This window comes from Vibrio sp. 704 (genome assembly GCF_033339295.1).
On sequence record NZ_JAWOUH010000309.1, the window covers coordinates 1 to 795 of the forward strand.

The window sequence follows — 795 nt, forward strand, 5'->3', positions numbered from 1 at the left end:
TCAGATTCTAAGGTTTTGATGAATCCCTGGAGGGAAATAAGAATGACAAACAAAAAGCTAACGACTGCGGCAGGTTGCCCAGTCGCTCATAACCAAAACGTGATGACAGCAGGCCCACGTGGCCCTCAACTCCTACAAGATGTCTGGTTTCTAGAAAAGCTAGCGCACTTTGATCGTGAAGTGATCCCTGAGCGTCGTATGCACGCAAAAGGTTCTGGCGCGTACGGCACATTCACCGTGACTCACGACATTACAAAATACACTCGTGCAAAAATTTTCTCTGAGGTTGGTAAAAAGACCGAGCTATTTGCTCGCTTTACGACCGTTGCTGGTGAGCGCGGCGCAGCGGATGCAGAACGAGACATCCGTGGTTTCGCCCTAAAATTTTACACCGAAGAAGGCAACTGGGATTTAGTCGGCAACAACACGCCAGTCTTCTTCTTACGTGACCCGTTGAAGTTCCCTGACCTCAACCACGCGGTGAAACGCGATCCACGCACCAACATGCGCAGCTCGACCAACAACTGGGATTTTTGGACATCGCTGCCAGAAGCGTTCCATCAAGTAACCATCGTCATGAGTGATCGTGGTATTCCTGCGTCTTACCGTCACATGCACGGCTTCGGTAGCCATACATTCAGCTTTATCAACGCTGAAAATGAACGCTACTGGGTGAAGTTCCACTTCAAAACTCAGCAAGGTATTAAGAACATCAGCGATGAGGAAGCACAACTGCTGGCGGGCAAAGATCGTGAAAGCCATCACCGCGATTTGTATGAGTCGATTGAGCGTCAG

At 49.6% G+C, this 795-nt stretch carries 1 protein-coding gene; it reads left to right on the top strand.

The features are described from left to right. Window positions 1–42 precede the first annotated feature (42 nt). A partial coding sequence (locus R7R24_RS26110) for a catalase (protein ID WP_318120030.1) occupies window positions 43–795 on the top strand: 753 nt, incomplete at its 3' end.